This is a genomic window from Tenuifilum sp. 4138str (assembly GCF_041102575.1).
GTDB classification, from domain to species: domain Bacteria; phylum Bacteroidota; class Bacteroidia; order Bacteroidales; family Tenuifilaceae; genus Tenuifilum; species Tenuifilum osseticum.
In genome coordinates this window covers 21,137-41,420 of record NZ_JBGCUE010000006.1, presented here as the reverse complement: position 1 = coordinate 41,420, position 20,284 = coordinate 21,137, and the positions used below count along the sequence as shown (strand labels likewise).

At 40.5% G+C, this 20,284-nt stretch carries 10 protein-coding genes; 5 read left to right on the top strand and 5 right to left on the bottom strand.

The features are described from left to right. Positions 1 to 8: 8 nt before the first annotated feature. From AB6811_RS07220 to AB6811_RS07210, 3 genes are all read left to right on the top strand, one after another. Positions 9 to 1,880 (top strand): [Fe-Fe] hydrogenase large subunit C-terminal domain-containing protein, encoded by a 1,872-nt coding sequence (locus AB6811_RS07220; protein ID WP_369489776.1) that lies wholly within the window; start codon positions 9 to 11, stop codon positions 1,878 to 1,880. Between the two features lie 12 nt (positions 1,881 to 1,892). Then, a complete protein-coding gene (locus AB6811_RS07215; RefSeq protein WP_369489775.1) occupies positions 1,893 to 3,074 on the top strand; it encodes a SpoIIE family protein phosphatase in 1,182 nt (393 codons plus the stop codon). Positions 3,075 to 3,207: 133 nt separating this feature from the next. Next, complete coding sequence (locus tag AB6811_RS07210) at positions 3,208 to 5,487, top strand: tetratricopeptide repeat protein (protein WP_369489774.1); 2,280 nt, start codon at positions 3,208 to 3,210, stop codon at positions 5,485 to 5,487. A 53-nt stretch (positions 5,488 to 5,540) separates the two neighbouring features. On the opposite strand, the gene AB6811_RS07205 is transcribed toward AB6811_RS07210, so the two are convergent. The 5 genes from AB6811_RS07205 to AB6811_RS07185 form a co-directional block, all read right to left on the bottom strand. After that, positions 5,541 to 7,775 (bottom strand): TonB-dependent receptor, encoded by a 2,235-nt coding sequence (locus tag AB6811_RS07205; RefSeq protein WP_369489773.1) that lies wholly within the window; start codon positions 7,773 to 7,775, stop codon positions 5,541 to 5,543. A 209-nt stretch (positions 7,776 to 7,984) separates the two neighbouring features. After that, positions 7,985 to 8,308 (bottom strand): hypothetical protein, encoded by a 324-nt coding sequence (locus AB6811_RS07200; RefSeq protein ID WP_369489772.1) that lies wholly within the window; start codon positions 8,306 to 8,308, stop codon positions 7,985 to 7,987. A 51-nt stretch (positions 8,309 to 8,359) separates the two neighbouring features. Next, the gene (locus tag AB6811_RS07195; protein ID WP_369489771.1) at positions 8,360 to 9,472 is read right to left on the bottom strand and encodes an efflux RND transporter periplasmic adaptor subunit; all 1,113 of its coding nucleotides are present in this window, start codon (positions 9,470 to 9,472) and stop codon (positions 8,360 to 8,362) included. A 44-nt stretch (positions 9,473 to 9,516) separates the two neighbouring features. Then, positions 9,517 to 12,663, bottom strand: coding sequence for an efflux RND transporter permease subunit (locus AB6811_RS07190; RefSeq protein WP_369489770.1), 3,147 nt, complete (start codon positions 12,661 to 12,663; stop codon positions 9,517 to 9,519). Positions 12,664 to 12,730: 67 nt separating this feature from the next. Next, positions 12,731 to 15,904, bottom strand: coding sequence for a two-component regulator propeller domain-containing protein (locus AB6811_RS07185; protein ID WP_369489769.1), 3,174 nt, complete (start codon positions 15,902 to 15,904; stop codon positions 12,731 to 12,733). 123 nt (positions 15,905 to 16,027) lie between these two features. On the opposite strand from AB6811_RS07185, the gene mnmA reads away from it, so the two are divergent. Both mnmA and AB6811_RS07175 read left to right on the top strand, forming a co-directional pair. Next, the gene (gene mnmA / locus AB6811_RS07180; RefSeq protein ID WP_369489768.1) at positions 16,028 to 17,203 is read left to right on the top strand and encodes a tRNA 2-thiouridine(34) synthase MnmA; all 1,176 of its coding nucleotides are present in this window, start codon (positions 16,028 to 16,030) and stop codon (positions 17,201 to 17,203) included. Positions 17,204 to 17,233: 30 nt separating this feature from the next. Further along, positions 17,234 to 20,104: a triple tyrosine motif-containing protein gene (locus AB6811_RS07175; RefSeq protein WP_369489767.1), complete on the top strand. Its 2,871-nt coding sequence runs from the start codon at positions 17,234 to 17,236 to the stop codon at positions 20,102 to 20,104. Positions 20,105 to 20,284: the final 180 nt, after the last annotated feature.

Genomic DNA, 20,284 nt, shown 5'->3' with positions numbered 1-20,284 from the left:
GGAGACTTATGTCACAACTGTTTAGAATAGACGAGCAAACCTGCATTAACTGCTACGCATGCGTTAGGGTTTGTCCTGTAAAAGCCATTGAGGTGAAGGCAGGCCAAAACTACGCTCGAATAATTGATAGCCGATGTGTAGGATGTGGGAGCTGTTTAAATATTTGTCCGGTTAATGCCGTAAGCTATAGATCCTCAAAAAAAGAGGTTTTGGAACTGCTAAAAGGTGACGAACCCGTTGCGGCTATTTGTTCCCCAAGTATTTCGGGTGAATTTGCTGATATCACCGACTATCGTAAGTTTGTACAGATGATTAAGCAGCTAGGTTTTACCTACGTTTGCGAGGTAACCTTTGGGGTTGACCTGGTTGCGCGGGAATACAAAAAGCTTTTCGAAGATTTTAAAGGCAAGTACTTTATTACCAGCATGTGTCCGGTGGTGGTGTCGATGGTTGAGAAATACCACCCCGAGATTGCTCAAAACCTTGCCCCCATAATCTCCCCAGTTGTGGCTACAGCCATGGCGGTCAGGAAAGAGTATGGCTCTAACGTTAGAGTAGTTCTTATTGGCCCATGTATCCAAAGCAAAGAAGAAATTAGGCATTACGACGACGAAAGAAGAATTGATGAGAATCTCACATTTGTTGAGCTAAGGGAACTTTTTGAGGAGTTTAACATCAAGGAGAGCAATTTGGAATACTCCGAATTTGACGAGCCAATTGGATATAAGGGTTCATTGTTCCCAATTGGGCGGGGTATACTGCAAGCTGTAGATATTAGCGAGGATCTACTCACCGGTACAGTAATCAGCACCAATGGTCCAAATAACACCTTACAAGCCCTTGAGCAGTTTGAAACCAGCATCGATCTGATAAATAGACATTTCAATCTTTTCTACTGTGAAGGTTGCTTGATGGGGCCTGGAACCTCACGAGGTGGGAAAAAGTTCATCAGGCGAACAATGGTGGTTAACTACGCTAACAAGCGATTAAAAACCTTTGATCGCGAAAAATGGGAAAAAAATATCGCTAAAAATAGTCTTGGGAATTTCTCAAGGGGTTTCACAATTGATGACCAACGCCTTCCTACACCCAACGAGCATAAACTTGAAGAGGTTTTAAAGGTTATTGATAAAGAGTTTGTTGGGCGCGATTCGGGGTGCGAGGCATGCGGATACTCCTCGTGCTACGATTTTGCCTCGGCTGTAGCATCGGGGCTTGCCCATACTGATATGTGCTTAAACTTTACCCTTAAAAAGCGACAGGAATACATAAAAACCCTTCAGGCCACTAATGAAAAACTCGCTAAAACTCAGGAAGCCCTTAGGGAGTCAGAAAAGAAAGCTAGAACCGAGCAAGAGGCAGCCCGGGAAGCTACTGAAACCATTACCGCCATGCTTAAAAAACTGCCTTCGGCAGTAGTGCTTATCGACAAGAAAATGAAAATACTCCAGAGCAATCAGAGTTTTATTGATCTGTTGGGCGACGATGCTTTGGAGATTAATGAGATAATCCCTGGACTTGTTGGTGCCGACCTTAAAACCCTGCTCCCATACAACATCCATAACCTTTTTACCAGCGTGCTCCAAAATAACACTGATATCCTGAATCGCGATGTGATGTACAAGGATAAGCTGCTTAACCTTTCAGTATTCACCATTAAACCCAACAGCATTGTTGGGGCAGTTATCCGCGATATGTATGCCCCCGAGGTTCAGAAGGAGGAGGTTATTAAACGAATTACCGAAGTTATTGATAAAAACCTAGCCATGGTACAAAACATCGGATTCCTGCTGGGCGAAGGGGCGTCGGAAACCGAAAAGATGCTCAACTCAATCATTAAAACCTACCGCGAGGGAAAGAATAACGACGATAAAGCATAGTAACCTAAAACCATGTCGAGTAAATTTTTCATAGAGGTAAACTGCCAGCAAAAGAATCACGACGAGGAGCGTATTTGTGGCGACGTTTTCTACTCGCGCAGGTTACAGGATGAGGAGCGCACCATAATTGTGCTATCCGATGGCATGGGGCATGGTGTTAAGGCAAATGTACTGGCCACCCTCACTTCAACCATGGCACTTAACTTCACCATAGAGCATAAGGAAGTTAACACCATCGCTGAAATTATTATGAATACCCTTCCGGTTTGCTCAGTCCGTAAAATGAGTTACTCTACATTTTCCATTGTTGATATTGACCACAACGGCGAAACTCGCATACTGGAGTACGACAACCCTCAATGCCTGATCATGCGCGGAACCGAGGAACTTGAACCCGAGTGGCAATGCATAATCCTTAACAGCGAAAAAAATGCGGGTAAGGAGCTAAAGTTCTGCTCGTTTGTTCCGCAAAAGGAAGACCGAATAATCCTTTGGACCGATGGAGTTGCTCAATCCGGGCTGGGCTCAGCCGATTACCCTTTCGGCTGGGGCGATGAGGCGCGCGAATTTGTGAAACGAATGGTTAAAAACGAACCCGATATTTCGGCCCGGAAGCTAAGCACCAAGGTGGTAAATATGGCCAGCCTAAACGATGGATATCATCCAAAGGATGATACCTCGTGTGTAACAATATACTTCCGTAACCCCAGAAAACTCCTGATTTGCACTGGCCCACCGTACGAAAAGGAGAACGACACCAAGCTTGCCAAGATATTTGACACCTTTGAGGGGAAAAAGGCAATTTGCGGAGCTACCACCGTTGATATCATTGCCAGGGAGCTAAAACGAAGTGTTGAGGATAGCTTAGAATTTACCGATCCTGATTTACCTCCAATTAGCCAAATGGAGGGAGCCGATCTTGTTACCGAAGGTATTTTAACCCTTAGCAAGGTTAACACCATTCTTGAATCGTATAACGAGAACACAAACCTTGGCAAAGGCCCTGCCGATGAACTTGTTAAACTTATTTTGGAAAGCGATAGCATTGAATTTGTGATTGGCACCTGTATAAACGTTGCACATCAAGATCCCAACTTACCTGTTGAACTGGAAATACGAAGGACTGTGGTAAAGCGAATTGCCAATATACTTCAGGATAAGTTCTTAAAGGAGGTTAAACTCCAGTTCCTATAGAAGGTTTAGGCTGCTTTTACCATTTTTGGAATATCAGTATTTTATCATAACAAGTAAATAATTAGTTCAACTGTTGACTTTTACCAACATTTTTACAATATTTACGTTAAAATCATTGTTAATCCTTAAAACTATGCGCAGCTTTAGGTTTTTCCTTTTGAACATGCTTATTGCTACTTACTTTTCAGCTGTAAGTTACAGCCAGGATTGGAATACAATTTTCACATTGGAAACCGACGCTGAATTCTACATGGCTGAGGGAAACTTTTCTAAGGCAGCCGATACCTATGTAAAAGCCCTAAAAAAATTTCCTGAGAGTGCCAACCTTAAATTTAAAATAGGGTACTGCTTGCTCAAAACCCCCGACAGAAAATCGGAAGCCATTAGCTACCTTGAAGAGGCTGTAATGAAAATTTCGGATAAATATGATGCTAAATCGCTAAAGGAGCCCAACGCACCCCCTGAAGCTCTCTATCATCTTGGACTTTCCTACATGTATCAAAATGATTTTGACAATGCGCTAAAATCGTTCAGAGAGTATCAGGGTTACATTAAACCTAAAGATGAACAAGCTAAACTCATGGCCGAGCATGCAATAGCAAGCTGTGAAAATGCAAAGAAATTTCAAAAAAGCCCAATAGGCATTAAATACAACCGGTTAGGTCCTGATTTTAATAATGAAAACGACAACTTTAATGCTGTGGTATCGGGCGATGGAAGCACACTTGCTTACACTACACGCACCTCATCAGGTAACAAAATATTTGTTGCCAAAAAAGGAGAGGATGGCTTATGGGCTAAACCGGTTGACATAACCCGCAACCTGGGTAGTAAAAACCTGACCACATCATACCTATCGTATGAGGGAACTGAACTTTACCTCATAGAGAATGACCCTAGAAACTCGGAAATTGTTGTAAGCTTTTTACAGAAACGAAAATGGTCATCGCCCGTAAAGGCGGCCAAACCCATTAACTCAAAGTTCAACGAAACCCATGTTTGCGTTACCCGCGATGGGAATACCGTTTACTTTACTAGCGACCGCAAGGGCGGTCAGGGTGGATACGACATATGGGTTTCTACAATCAATAACGGCAGATGGAGCGACCCCATAAACCTTGGCCCCAACGTTAACACCCCTTTCGATGAGGCAACCCCATTCCTCTCACCCGATGAAAAGTATCTTTTTTTCAGCTCACAGGGGCACAATACCATGGGCGGATTCGATGTGTTTTTTACCAACCTACAAGGAAGTCCTAATGTTAAGAATGCAGGGTATCCTTTAAATACTACCGACGACGAAATCTTTTACTTTCCAACCACCTTATCATCGGGTTATATTGCAAAATTCAGTCCCGATGGTTTTGGGAAACTTGACATTGCCGAGGTTGAAATAATTCCCATGGTTGATGTTAAGCTTAACCTCATGCTTGCCGACAATGCTCCTCTGGATAAATACTACAACGTTAACGTTACAAATAATTCTACTGGTGAGGTAGTAGAAAAACAGTCAGTAAAAGGTAAAACACAGCTTAGCCTAAAGGTAAAACCCGGCGATTATACTGTAACTGCACAGGGCGAAGGCTTTGAGGAAACTAAAACCCCACTTAGCATTCCAGCCAAGCCCGATAAATCGGAATACCAGGCAAGCCTAATGTTAAACCCGAGAGTAGTTCAGCAGCCCGTTGCCCAGCTTGAACCCCCCAAGGAAGAACCTAAGCCCGAAGTTAAACCTGAGGTAAAACCTGAACCCAAACCTGAAGTAAAACCTGAGGCTAGAGCTACCGATAAACCTAAGGCTGTTGAACCCGAACCCAAAAAAGAACCGGTTGTTAAGCAAACCCCAAAAAAGGAGCCAAAACCTGAAGTTGAAAAACCAAAGCCTGAACCAAAGCCTGCAAAGGCTTTGCCCCCAACCCCTCCCCCAACAGCAGCACCAACACCCAGAATGGACTTCAATAAAACCTCAGCAACACGATCTCTTGCTAAGCCAACATACTCTGTACAGCTAATGGCCTCATTATATCCTGTGGACTATAATTACTTTAAGCTCGACAGCATTAGCGTAACCATTTCGCCCGATGGTTACTATAGGTATAGTGTAGGAAATACTGATAATATCAAAGAGATTGAAGAACTACAGCAGAAGGTTCGTGCTCACGGCTATAGCAACGTTTGGGTAAGAATAAATCGGGAACATCCGGGATATACCATTCAATTCCTAGCATTACAGAAGCCTAAAAGCATAAAGCAGTTTACTGAACTTTCCGATGTAATGGTTTACCGTGGACACGATGGAGTGTATCGTTACTGTGTTGGAAAGTATTCCACACCCGAAGAAGCCTCTTCGGACCTAGCCAAGATTACTGGATTAGGCTATTCAGGGGCATTTGTCCGTGAACTAGGGAAATAAAAAATTTGGGGAGAAAGTAATAGGCTGCCTAAATATTAGGCAGCCTTTATTATTTAACGAATTGAGGCCCGAAATGGAATTCGCAATGATAATGAAATATTTCGACCAGGATTATAAAGATCAACCTCCTTTAATGTTGACAAGTGATCAACATACTTTTTGTCGAGTAAATTTTGAACTGTTAAGTTTACTTCAAGAGGTTGATTGCCCAACCTAAAACTACTCCCCATTGATAAGTTAACTAGTATATAATCTGGCGTAACTGTTTCATCTGGATCTATATTATTTTGGGCAAACGCATAGTTCATTGCTATCAGCAAGTATGGTTTACTTCCTAAACCAAACTTCTTTCCCATAAAACCAGTCTCAAAAGTTAGCTTATTAGCTGGAATAAAAGGGAGGTATTCTCCATTACGTTTCTTGCCAATCACCATAGAATAATTAGTTTTAAAATGGAGCCACTGAACCGATTTGGGGTGAAAATGAAGACCTAATTCACCTCCATACAAGTAAGCATCATCCTGCGAATACCGATACTCTGGTAAGCCTCCGTTCAATGCACCAGTGGGAGCAATGTAAATGTAATTTCCTATTGTATTAACAAAACCAGCAACATCAACTAAAAAGTTATCATTGTGATAATGAGCACTGACATCGTACTCAACAGATTTCTCAGGTTTAAGAGAAATGTTGCCAACTTCGTAGCGACCCTCATGGGGACCGTTTGATGTAAGTTCTGCTAGGTTTGGATTTCGGTAAGCAGCAGCGCCATTTGCTCGTATTAAAAAGTATTCATTTAATCTATAGGTTGCGCCAACAGAACCAGTAATATTATTATACTTTCTATCTACACTTGCTCTATACTCAGGTTCACTTGGAATACCAACCTCATTGGATTTAATTTGCTTTGCATCAAACCTCAATCCGGCTTGAAATCGAAACCTAGTAAATGAACGTTGTGCTAATCCAAAGATTGAGTATCCTGAACTAAATGCATTGGGAAGAAGTATGGTTTCGCGGTTATTGATGTTTCTATTCCATTGGTTCACACCCTGTGCACCTAAAATGTAATCGTTGCCTGGCTTTGAAGGAAACAATACCTTAGCCTCGTAAATTAAAGTCGTTAGACGCATTTGTAATTCGTACTCATTTGGGTTACCTATATGGGCAAGTTCGGTTGATTGCAACGAAGTATTAAAATCGACCTTTGTTTTACCCAAAAAGATTTTGGACTGCTGGGAAACCAGATGGGTACCAAACTGCTGGTAATAAACTGAGGGTTTTCGTCCCCGACTGGCAATTAAATCAATGGCTTCCTCTTCCACCAGTCCTAGCTTTTGCATGTTGAAGTCATAATAAATGTTTGTTGACAACATTTTGCCATTAAAACCCCCATTGAGTTTAACCGAATGCTCATAAAATCTGGAGTTTGGAACAAACTCTCCCCCACCCTGCAGGTAATCGGAATGAGTTTTTTGACCTACCCGTATTCCTCCATGAAACTGATCAGCAGAAACTTTGAATCCTAAATTATTGACCATACCCAAAGAATTTGAGAATAGTTGCAAGTTATAGTCTCCCTCCAGCTTTCCAACAGCAGCTGGTCTCTCTTTAATAAAGTTAAGTACCCCGCCTATGGCATCGGAACCAAAAAGTAGTGAGGCTGGTCCTTTTATGACCTCAACCGTCTCAATACCAAACTCATCGATTCCTAATGGGTGATGGTTTGAATACTGATAATTTTCGAATCGAACACCATTGTTGAGCACCAACACATCGTTCATGGATAAACCCCTGATAACTGGTTTAGTAACACCATTCCCTTTACTTATCATGTCAATTCCAGGCACCGTAGTAAGCATCTCCATAAAATTCGGCGATTTCATCAAGTGATGCTCATTTAACCTCAGAACTTCAATCTTAACTGCATTCTGGTGCTGTGTTGTACTATATCCAGAGGATACAACCACCCCTTCGGTCTCAATACTTGCAGGAGTAAGAACAATATCTAATTCGAATTGTGCCCCCCCTAAAATAACCGGTACAATTTGATTAGCATATCCAATATACGAAATCTGAATATCAAACTTCCCGTTTGGTAAACCCGTAAGTTCAAATTCTCCGCTTGAATTTGTTGAGGTACCTTTTACTAACATCGGAATAAAAACATTTGCTCCCTCAAGGGGAACCTTGTTCTCATTGTATACTATTCCTCTTACAATATTTTGCGCCAAAACATTATTTCCAAGGACAAATAATAATATAATAAGTAACTTTATTAATCTCATGTCAAAATAGTTTTACTAGTTTATTTATTTACTTCTTTAAACTAAACAACTTTTAAACTGGCATGATACCGGTATATCAATTAGATTATATAAATACTTCATATGCGATTACAACATAACAATCAATGTTATATCATAATACATCCAATACAGGTAATCATTGATTACTTGCTTAAATTATAACCCCAATATGTTAAAATGAAAGATTACTAGAAGATATTAAATGGTGGCGCACGTATTTTTATTAATTCAAAACTATCAATACCAACATTGGGAGCTATTAAATCCGATATTTCTGAACTAATATTTAAATAAATCTCAACCTTAGGTAAAACAACTTGAGGGTCAAAAGCTATTAACTCATACTGAAAAACTAAACATTTATCGTGGTAATGAGTAATATTTATTGATGAATTATGGTGCTCATTTTCATGGTTATGATGATGAAATAGTGAATCGCCTATCTTTGAAACAATAGGTAGCAGAAAAAGTGTCAGAAGAATAAGGGAATGTTTTGTATTGCCCTTTTTCATTAAATAGATATATTTATCTTAAAACCTACCAAAAATCGATTTGTTCAATTACTATTCCTCAACAGTAAGCTCATAACCGCCTTTTACAAGCACATTTGAAAGGGTTGAATCAAATACTTGAACAATGGAGTCCTGAATTAACCCAACCTGTATAGGAACTTTTTTAAAAAAGTAGCTTAGTGAATCGCTCCCATTCAGGGTGTAAACCATATGCCCAGTCTCAATTTCATGCAATGCTGTTCTTGGCAGTGCCCAGCCTTCAATAAAATTGGTGAAAACCTTAGCTGAAACCCTTGTGCCACTTATCAAAACTAAATTTGCAGGTAAACTTATGGATGCAAAACACTCAACAGCTTTATTTTCAGTGTTGGCATCGAGCCCAACAGAAATAACGCTTCCATAAGCCTTTCCACCTCCAGGCAAACTAATTTCAACTTTTTGTCCGGGTTTTATTGAGTTCACTTGGTTCAGAAAAATAAAAAACTTTAATAGTAAGCTTTGGGTATTAATTACTTCAGCCAAAGGCTCACAGGTTGTTACGGGCTTACCAACTGATGTTTCTACCCTAGCAACTGTGCCCTCAATAGGAGAAACCAGGTATGCCTCGTTTGAAAATTCTCCTTTAATTATTTCATCGGGATTTAGCCCTAACTTACCAAGCAAAATCCGGTGGTAGTGTAGCTTGGCATCAAGAATTCGGTATTCGCTTTCGGCTTGCAAAAGTTCTTTTTGCGAGGCTATTCCCTCCTTTGATAGCTGTGATATCCTTTCAAAGTTAGCCTTTGCTATTCTATGCTGATTGTAGGTTTCAACAAACAAGGTTTGAGTATTTAAAATCTCAGGTCCGTCTATTGCAAAAAGTGCTTGACCCTTCTTTACTACTGACGATGGGACTACTTTCACAGACTTAATCAATCCACCAATGGGTGAGGTAACGTAGGCTTTGGCATTAGGGCTTGGTTCAATAACCCCTTGAACGGCAATTTCGCTGGCAAATTTTACCATTGTAGGATTACCAATTGCCATATTCATTGCTTTAAACTGCTCAACAGAAATTACAACCAAGCTATCGGTTGGCTGATTTTCATCGCTTTTATTATTTTTTCCAGAGCATGACAGTAGCAATACTCCAAAAGTTATAAATAATAAAATATTAATCTTCATCATACCTCAACTTAAAAAACATTTAACTTTTAAACCTTACATAGTTACTTGCGAAAAAGAGTCCAAAACTTTACTCCATTAAAACGTTCAAATACTGCGTAAAGCAACGGAAGCACTATCATGGTAAGTAAAGTAGAAGTAATAAGCCCACCTATTACAACCGATGCAAGGGGGCGTTGCACCTCGGCACCAGCCGATGTAGATATAGCCATGGGCAAAAAGCCCATAGCAGCAGCCGAAGCGGTAAGCAAAACGGGTCTTAACCTATCGCGGGTTGCTCTCATTATGCGTTCCCTCAAATTTTCTACTCCCTCATCTTTTAACTCCTTAAGATGTTCAATTAGCACTATTCCGTTAAGAACTGCAACCCCAAAGAGAGCGATAAAACCAACCGCTGCCGATATGCTAAAGGGCATTCCCCTAAACCATAGCATCAATATTCCGCCTATTACAGAAAGGGGCACCGCGGTATATACCAAGATAGCATCCTTAAGCGAATGAAAAGCAAAGTGAAGGAAAATAAAAATTAAAGCCAAGGCTACCGGAACAGCCACTAACAATCGCTTGCGAGCATTTCGAAGATTCTCAAACTGACCGCCATACTCAACATAATAACCAGCAGGCAACCTAAGCTTACTGTCGAGAATTTTCTGTATGTCCTTAACAACCGATTCCAGGTCGCGATTACGAACATTAACACTTACTACAACCCTGCGATGAGTATTATCGCGAGAAATTTTTGCGGGGCCCTTGGAATATTCAACTTGAGCCAGTTCACCCAAAGGCACTAATCCCCCACCAGGAACCGATACCAAAAGATTTTTTACATTGTCAATATCATGTCTATAGCTATCGGATAATCGGACTACCAAATCAAAACGCTTTTCGCCCTCAAAAATATTACCAGCTGTTGCCCCTGCAAATGCTGCCGAGACCACTCTGTTAAGCTCTGCAACTGATATACCATAAACCGAAAGCTTATCGCGATTATACCTGATGCTAATTTGGGGTAACCCTGCAGTTTTATCCATTATGATATCGGCAGCCCCGGGTACACCATCAATAAGTTTTGTAACCTCAATAGCTTTGGCATTGAGCACTCCCAAATCCTCGCCAAAAATTTTTATAGCCAAGTCAGCTCTAACCCCTGTTATTAACTCATTAAAGCGCATCTCAATGGGCTGGGTAAACTCATACTCTACATTTGGGATTACCGAGAGTGCCTCCTTAAACCGGTTAGCAAGTTCCTCCTTGCTTTTAGCGCTAACCCAATACTTTTTGGGTTTAAGTTTGATTATCATATCAATTTCTTCCATCGACATGGGGTCAGTAGGCACCTCGGCTGCACCAATTCTACTCACAATCTTATCGACCTCAGGAAATTTCTCAATCAGAATCTTTTCCATCATGGTGGTTAGCTCTGTGGTTCGGGTTAATGAGGTTCCCGTTTTTAGCACAGGCTGAATAACAAAATCGCCCTCATCAAGTGTTGGAACAAACTCTGCACCTAGGCGGGTGAAAACCCAACCGGAAAAAAGTAACATGGCAAAGGCTAAACCCAATACCCATCGTTTATGATTATATGCCCACTCAATTACAGGTTTATAGGAGGAATGCAGTAACCACATAACCCATCGGGTTACAGCCCAATTACTTTTCTGCGGACGTAGAAAAAGCGATGCAGCCACGGGTAACCATGTGAACCCAAAAAACATTGCTCCTAGCAACGCAAAGCTAAACGACAAGGCCATTGGCCTGAACATCTTTCCTTCAACTCCTGCAAGCGAAAGGATTGGGATAAATACTATAAGTATGATGATTTGCCCAAATATTGCTGAGTTCATCATTTTTGATGCGCCCTGGAACGAGATGGTATCAAAAATTTTCTTACGCTCCGTGTTTTCAATACCAGTAATTTCATTGGACCTCAGCGTGAGTTTCATTACAATGAATTCAACAATAATTACAGCCCCATCTATAATAATTCCAAAGTCAAGCGCGCCAAGGCTCATCAGGTTGGCATCGATACCAAAGATATACATTGCTGATATGGTGAATAGCAATGCCAGTGGAATAAGCGATGAAATCACCAGTGCGGCCCTTAAATTCCCGAGTATCAGTAAAACCACCAGGAAAACTATCAAGCAGCCAAATATCAGGTTCTCAAGTATAGTGTTAGTAGTTTTTGAGATTAACTCGCTGCGTTCCACAATGGGGTTAATATAAACCCCCTCGGGTAAATGCTTTTGTACCTCGGCAACACGCTGCTTAACCGCTTCAATCACTTTATTAGAGTTAGCGTTTTTAAGCATCATTATTTGCCCCATAACCTTTTCGCCCTGACCATTGGCAGTAATGGCACCAAACCTGTTGGCATGCCCCTCCTGCACCTTAGCCACATCGGCAATACGAACTGAAATACCATTAATTGTGGAAATAGGTATTTGCTCAATATCAGCAAGTGACTTCAGCAACCCCTCGCCGCGTACAAAGAAACTTTGATTATCGCGCTCAATGTAAGCACCACCGGCTACGCCGTTGTTTTGTTCCAAAGCGTTAAGAACATCAATGATAGACACTCCATACTGGGCTAGCTTTTGCGGATCGACAGCCACCTCATACTGTTTGAGGTATCCACCCCAGGTATTCACCTCAACAACTCCAGGAATGCCGGATAGTTGACGTTTTACAAACCAATCCTGAATGGTTCTTAGGTCGGTGGTGGTATACCTGGTCTCATATCCGGGCTTTACGTCGAGCACATACTGGTATATCTCCCCCAACCCGGTTGAGATAGGCCCCATGTCAGGTTCACCAAAACCTTCGGGAATATTGGCTGCTGCCGCTTTAAGCTTTTCAGCTATTAACTGCCGGGGCAGGTAAGTTCCCAGATTCTCCTCGAACACAATGGTTACAACTGATAAGCCAAATTTTGATACCGATCGTATCTCTTTCACTCCAGGAAGATTTGACATCTCGAGCTCAACAGGGTATGTAATGAACTGTTCAACGTCCTGGGTCGATAGGTTTCGACTGGTGGTTATAACCTGAACCTGGTTATTGGTAATATCTGGAACCGCACCAACAGGGATTTGGGTTAAAGCATAAACACCAAATAGTGCTATGGTTAGTGTTAGTAAGATTATAATTAGCTTGCTGTTAATACTAAATCTTATAATCCTTTCGATCATCTCAATATGTATATTAACTTATCTACATTAAACAATATATCTTTTTGAATGGTTCAAAAAGGCATTATTAAACCTTGATTCCCATAACTAAAACATCGTCAGTTTGCTCACTAAAACCTCGCCATTGATCAAAGGTAATGGATAGCAACTGCTCAATGTATGTATGCGGTTGCTGGTTGTTCTCAACCAGTAAACTCTTAAGACGTGCCGAAGAGAATTTTTGTCCCGTTTCAGCCCCAAACTGATCGCAAAAACCATCGGTGAATGCAAAAATCAGATCGTTCTTTGAAAGTTTTACCCGTTGATTATTGTAAACTACCCTTTCAGTATCCCACCCTATACGGTAGATATCAGGTTTTAACTTTACCACTTCCCCTCCGCTTATGTAGTATAGGGGTAGCTTAGCTCCGCAAAAATCTAACTCAAAAGTTTGGTGGTTGAAAATAGCCAGGGCTATCTCCATACCATCGTGAATGCTTTTTTGAGATTGGGTAAAGAACTCAACAACGTGAGCGTTGGTAATGGTGAGAATTTGTGCAGGATTTTGATAATCACATTCCCTTACTGCATTCCTAAGAGCATTCTCGCAAATAACACTAACAATGGCACCGGGAACACCATGCCCTGTACAATCGGCCACAGCAAAAACCGATAAGTTTTTATGGTGGCAAAACCAGTAAAAATCGCCACTAACAAAGTCCTTAGGACGGTAAAAGATAAAGGCATCGTTAAAATATTTCTTAAAATCATCTACACTAGGCAACATTGATGTTTGCAAAAACTTTGCATACATAATACTATCCATTATCTGCCTGTTCTTATCATCAACAATATCGAGTTGTTTCCTGAGTTCCACGGTGCGCTGTTCAACCATAGCTTCAAGTTCCTCTTGCCTTTCCTTTAAATATTGTATCCTACGATTCACATACCAGTAAATTAACAACCCAATGGCAATGATTGATAAAAGCCTAAACCACCATGTTGCCCAGAACGGGGGAGCAATATATATTGGCATCGATACAACCTCGCCCGACCAAATGCCATCGCTATTGGCTGCTTTCAGGTGTAAACGATAAGTTTTTCCGGGCTGTAGGTTACTATAAACCGCCTGCCGGTTCTTGCTCTCAATCCAACTGTTATCCAATCCTTCCAAAAACCAGGCATACTTTACGCCCTGTGGGTTTTTAAAGCTAACACCCGCAAATTCAAAGGTTAAATGGTTTTGCCAGTAACTAAGTTTTAGCTGGGAAGGGAGTCCGGTGAGCTCATCAATGTCAGAGGCATAATCGGCCCAAGGGGTGGGTTGCGAGCGTAGGAGTAGATTGGTAATGCTCACCTTTGGGGGAATGTTATTAATTTTATCGAGGCTCTTCTGGTAATGGGCAAGTCCGCCGTTTGTGGCTATCCAAAAGCCATCATCTCCATCGGCTAACACGCCATTTAGGTTGATTTCTAAATCGGGTAAACCCTCGCTAGAGCCATAATGCCTCAAATCTATTTTGCCCTTGCTATACTCAGCGAGGCTAAGCCTATCCAATCCCAGGTTGGTTCCAATCCAAAGGTAATCGCTTTCGGCATAGAGTACATAAATCAGATTTGATGAAACACCATCGGTCTCCTTAATCTGCTTTATGTTTGAACCATCATAATGAAAAACCCCGCTATTCCGGGTTCCAAACCATATGTCACCTTTAAAATCTTGTGTTATTGTTGATATTTCAGCGTTTTTATCGATACCAGTAAACTTAAAGGGTTTGTCGTTTTCAATAAAGAAAATACCGTTGAACCGAGTTCCTACCCACATTCGCTTTCTTAAAGTATCTATCTGTAACTTTTGGACAAAAACGCCTCCTGTATCGCCATCAAAAAGGGGGAAATGGTTGAAATGAATTCCATCATTTGCATAAAACAAGCCCTTAGATGTGGCAACCCAAATCCTTTTTTGCCGGTCCTCGGCTATATCATCAATTCTAACCCTATCATTTGGAAGCAATGGAAGCCTATTAAAGGAATAGCCTAAAGTGGAATTTACATAAGTTGCAAGGTTTAACCCGGCATTGCTTGTGCCAACATAAATTTTCCTGCTGGACGATTCGAATATCTTACCAACATAGTTATCAGGAAGTCCATTTTTAGTGGAATACTGGTAAATCCTGGTTGGGCTAATAACTGATAAACCCTCACCGATGGTTCCTGCCCATAAAGTACCATCACTTACCCTGCAAATCCCCCATATTTTATTGCCAATTAAACCATCGTTGGTAGTAAGGCAGGTAAATGCTTCACCTTTTAGGATTGCTATGCCATTATTAGTTAAAATCCAAATGTTATGTTCATGGTCAACATATAGCTTTGAGGGGATATCGGGCAGGCCATTCTTAACACCTAACTTTCGGTTAAAACTTTCATCTTCAAGGTCAAAAGCATGGATTGAAACCTCGTCAGACCCTTTAAGCTTTCCGTTACACCATATCTTACTGCCAATACAAACAAACTTTAATATATCGATCCTGCTGGCATACGGGTGATTTACTTTTACAGGTTTATCATCAACTAGCCTATATAGCCCATCACTGGTAGCTACAAAAACATCGCCATTTGCATTTTCACTACATGCATTAACATAAACCGAGGGTTCAAACGTTAAAGGGCTGAAGGAATCGTTACTTAACTTGTAAAGAGTTCCCTTATGCCCTACATATACATTGCTTAAAGTGGATTGAAAAACAAAATCGGTTAAAGGCCTGTCCTGAAAGATAGGACTTAAGGCAACGTTTAAGTTGACCGGTAGTGAGTACTGAATAATATCAAATTTTTCCTTGCTAAAAGCAACCCTGAACACACCCCTATTGCTTAAAACCCAAACCCCATTACTTGATTTGCCAAGTGAGGCTACTTCGCCAATTGTATCTTTGGGAATTGTTAAAATTCTATTACCCCTAACCATGTTTAATCCCAACGATGAGCTTGCCCAGATATTGCCTTCGGCATCAACAGTAACATCGGTTAAGCGGGTATAGTTGAGCCCGTCCCTTGTAGTCAGGTATTTAAACTCAAATCCATTGTAGTTACAAAGCCCTCCTCCGGTAGACAACCATACTTTCCCCTGGGTATCCTGATCAATACCAGTAACCAAGGAATGCAGTAAACCAGTTTTTAGACCAATGATTTCAATATTGTATCGCTGTGCAAACGACACAACCGACAGGCTGAGTAGAGATAAAACTATTGTAAAACGCATTAAATGATAGGCTTAAAATTTAATCCATTAAATTTATGAAATTGAAGAATTTATTCCTATTACTTACATAAAAATCTGACTAAAAAATAGTAATTGTTAAATTTGCAGCACTAAACTAAGGAAATGGAAAGAGTTGTAGTAGGCCTTTCGGGTGGTGTAGATTCAAGCGTTGCTGCTTACCTATTAAAGCAGCAAGGCTATGAGGTTATTGGGATGTTCATGAAAAACTGGCACGATACCACGGGTGTACTTAAGGGCGATTGCCCTTTTGACGATGATAAACAATTTGCTGAGATGGTTGCCCGTAAACTTAATATCCCTTTTGAGTTTGTTGACCTCAGCGACCAGTACCGCCAGCGAGTAGTAGATTACATGTTCAGCGAGTATTCCAAGGGTCGCACACCAAACCCCGATGTACTTTGCAACAGAGAAATAAAGTTTGATGCTTTTATGGAAGCAGCCTTAAAACTTGGTGCAAAGTATGTGGCAACCGGGCATTACTGCAGAAAAGAAACTATCACAAAAGATAACACTACTCTTTACCGCTTACTTGCCGGAGTTGATCCCAATAAGGATCAAAGCTACTTTCTGTGCCAGCTAAACCAGCAACAGCTGAGTAAAGCGCTCTTTCCGATTGGTCATTTGCATAAGCCCGAGGTTAGGAAAATTGCAGCTGAACTTGGCCTTGCAACGGCAGAGCGGAAGGATTCGCAGGGAATATGCTTTGTAGGGAAGGTTGATTTGCCAGTGTTCCTGCAACAAAAGCTTAAAGCTAAAAAGGGGAAAATAGTTGAAATACCTGCCGAGTTTTACACCCAGTTGCCGAGTATTAATAGTACCGATTTAGCATCGCTCTCAAAACCATACACCTATAAGCTTTCCGATGGTAAGGTAGTTGGCGAGCATCAGGGCGCTCACTTTTTTACTATTGGTCAGAGGAAAGGCTTGAATGTTGGAGGTAAGGCCGAACCCCTATTTGTTATAGTTACTGATATTGAGAATAACATTGTTTACGTTGGTATGGGGCAAAGCCACCCGGGGCTATACCGCTCAGGACTTTCCATGAGCCCCAACGAGGTTCATTGGGTGCGCCCCGATTTAGCATTGCCCACAGGGCAATCGTTGCAGGTTCTGGCTCGAATACGATACCGCCAACCTCTGCAGAAAGCAACCCTATACCACACCGATAACGCCTACTACCTGATTTTTGATACCCCTCAACGAGGAATAACAGCAGGTCAATTTGCAGCATGGTACATTGACGATGAGCTGATTGGCTCTGGGGTAATAGCGGAATAGTGGTTGAATATTTGACGAAATTTGATATATTTGTTCAAGGATTACCACAACCTAATAGTAAAAGCCTTGAACCGTCAGCTTAGTTTCCTGATAGTAAATATTTTGCTGACATTAAGTAGTTATACTTACTGTCAAAGTTCGCTTCTTATAAATAACTTTGAGAAAAAGGAATATCGGGCAGGAAATCAGAACTGGTCTATCTGCCTTGGCATGCAAAATCATATTCTGTTTGGTAACAATAATGGACTGCTTTGCTTTGATGGTGCTAGTTGGAAGATTAAACCTCATCCAAACAATACAACAATACGCTCTGTTTTGACAGCTAAAAATAGAATTTACACGGGAAGCTTTGAGGATTTTGGCTACTATGAAATATTGAACAATAGTGTTGGCAATTACTTTTCGCTTGCTAAGCCTTTTAGATCTAGTATACACAATGAGGAGTTCTGGCGTATTGTAGCTATCAAGGATATTATTTTCTTTCAAAGCTTTGGAACAATTTTTTACCTGTCAAAGGATAGAATTGGTAAAATACCCCTGGATTTCTCAGTTCTTCTGCTAATGCAAGCCGGTGAAAATATTTTCACTCAAGCCATTAACGGACCAATTTACCGTGTTGATACACTAGGCCTCAAACAGATTAAAGGGAGTGAAATTTTCAAAAACACTGAGGTTAAATCGGTTGTGGTGCTTAATAGCGATACGCTTTTTCTCACTTCAACAATGGGAATTTTTAGGTTTGATGGAAACGCTTTCACTCCATGGAAAACCTCCATTGATATTCAACTTATAAAATCAAATCCAAACATTGCCCTAAGCGAAGGAAGTAAACTTGCCATAGGTACAATACTTGAAGGTGTTTTTATTTTTGATAACAAGGGGAAACTATTACATCACATCGACTCGAAGCTAATTCATAACAATACAATCCTCTCCATGCAATTCGACTCAATTGGAAATCTTTGGTTAGGAAAAGACAAGGGTATAAGCTACGTGGCCTTTAACTCACCAATTAGCACATATGTTAATGAAAAGGAAAGCTTTGCGTGCTACTCTGGAGCCCTTTCACAGAATAAACTATTCCTTGCAACAAACCAAGGAGTATATACCTACTCTTTCAACCCAAGGGGCGGATTTGAGAACCAGGGTGTGATTGACGGAACTCAAGGTCAATGTTGGTTTACCAAGCAAATTGGTAACAAGCTTTACTTTGGTTTAAATAATGGTACCTACTCATATTCCAATGGCAATCTGAACAAAGTATGCTACATTTCAGGCGGTTATAATCTTGAACGATTTGGCATAGAACCTAGTTTATTCATTCAAAGCACCTACAGAAATTTAGTTACTTACTCATACGAGAATGGTTCGCTCAGGGTAAATAAAATAATACCCACATACTCATCGCCTACACGCTTTTTGCAGATCGATTTTCAAAACTACTTGTGGCTAGGCCACACAGTTACAGGAATTTATCGTGCTCAAATCAGTAACGATCTTTCAGAAATTGTGAAAATTGATACCATAGGAATAAAAAACAATCTGAATATCAACACAAACAGAATATATAAAATTGAAAACAGAATAGTAGTACCAACCCAAAAAAATATTTTAAGATGGGACGATATTTCCGAGCAGTTCATACCCTTTAACGAAATCAATTACCAGCTGCAGGGTTTTGAAAAATGTAAAGCAATAATTTCGCTCCCAGCAAACCATTACTGGTTTATAAAAGATGATGAATGGGGTTTATTTGAAATACGCTACGGTGAAGCTAAACTTAAGTATAGAATATTGCCCCAAGCCTACAATATTGAAATGGTTGATGGATACGAAAATATTGTTAGCCTTAATGATAGCCTTCAAATTATTTGCTTAGATAATGGTTTCTCCATTCTTAACTTAAAAATGTTCGATAGAATTCCTATCGACATTCACCCTCCAATTATTACAGAGGTTGTAATTTGGAACGGCGAACAAAATGTAAAAAACCACCCCCGCTTAAATAGAAATAACGAACTCACAATCCCATGGCGAAAAAATAACGTTTCATTCTCATTTACTTCAAAGGATATTATTGGTGTTAAACACTTCTACCAGTATATGCTTGATGGTGTTGACCGGGAATGGAGCGAGTGGACCCCAAATACATCAATTGACTACAAACGACTTTCGCCCGGTACGTACAGGTTCAAGGTTAGAACACTAGATTCAAAGGGTCATATTACCCCAAACGCCACCGTTACGATAAAGGTTTTACCTCCCCTTTACGCATCATGGAAGGCAATTGGTTTTTACATTCTTCTTGGTTTTGCAATTACAGCGTACACAAGAGCAAGGTATAAAAAGAAAGTGAAAAAGCATTACGAAGAGAAACGTAAACTTGAACTTGAGAAAATTAACAAGGAAAAGGAAGAAAAAGAAAAGATTATCATAAAACTTCAGAACGAAAAGTTGCAAGCCGATATCGAAAATAAAAACTCGCAATTGGCGTTGAGCACAATGGCAATTGTCCGCAAAAACCAACTCTTACAGGATATTGCCCAAGAACTTGAAGGCCTAAAGAACGAACTGGGGTACCGAATCCCAAATAAGTACTACAGCAAAATAAGCAGGTTAATTACCCAAGACATTGAAAGCGATCACGACTGGGAAATCTTTGAAAAACTATTCGATCAGGCCCATCAAAACTTCTTTAGACGATTAAAAGAGAATTACCCATCGCTTACACCAAGCGACTTGCGGCTTTGCGCATACCTTCGCATGAATCTATCGTCAAAAGAAATTGCACCCCTGCTTAACATTAGTATCCGTGGGGTAGAGGAACGAAGGTACCGATTAAGAAAACGATTAGGGCTCGACACTAACGAAAATCTTAACGACTTCATACTTAAGTTTTAGTAGGGCTCCGCTTTGTTTCATTTCAATTTTTCAATTGTTCTAACAATATATTAGATTTATCTGTTTCCCTTTCCTCTAACTTCCTCTTACCCCATTATATTTCATCTATTCCGACTCATTCCTCTATTTATGCTTCAGGCTTTCCGTTTTATTAGTCCTGTTTAATTTGTTAAATCATGG